Annotated in this window: 1 pseudogene; it reads left to right on the forward strand. The window is 62.4% G+C overall.

Going from position 1 to position 615, the window contains the following annotated elements:
- Window positions 1-615, forward strand: a pseudogene (locus CFE47_RS31415) (type IV secretion protein Rhs); the annotation flags it as partial.

A 615-nucleotide genomic window follows, 5' to 3' on the forward strand; every position in this document is an offset into this window, starting at 1 on the left:
ATCATCGCCGGGCAATTGATGAAGAGCGTCGATCCACAGGGCGGCGAATGGCGCTACAGCTACGATGATATTGGCCGCCTGATCGAGACGCGCGATCCATTGGGGCGTAGCGAACACATCCGCTATCTCCGGCACTGGGCACTACCTATCGAAGTCACCGACGGTGCGGGGCGCACGTACCGCTCCGGCTACGATGCCCAGGGCAACCTGCTCTGGGAAGCGGATCCGCTGGGCCGCAAGACTCACTACCAATACGACCCCGAAGGCCGAGTGGTACGTGTCACCGACACGCTGGACAAGACCAAGTACCTGAGCTGGAACGTGCACGGCCAATTGCTCAGTTACCGCGATTGTTCCAATGCGCAAACGCTGTACCACTACGATACCGACGGGCGCCTGTGCGAAACCGTCAATGCCCGCGGCGAGCACACTCACTATCGCTATGACCCCCGCGGCTACCTGATTGAAAGCGAGCGCCCCGACGGGCGCATCGACCGCTACGACATTGACGCCGCCGGCCAACTGATCGCCTACACCGACCCGGCCCAGCGCATCACCCGCCTGCGTTACGACCGCAGTGGTCGTCTGATCCAGCGGATTGACGCCCTCGGCCAT

Source organism: Pseudomonas sp. PGPPP1 (genome assembly GCF_002255865.1).
Classification (GTDB): domain Bacteria; phylum Pseudomonadota; class Gammaproteobacteria; order Pseudomonadales; family Pseudomonadaceae; genus Aquipseudomonas; species Aquipseudomonas cremoris.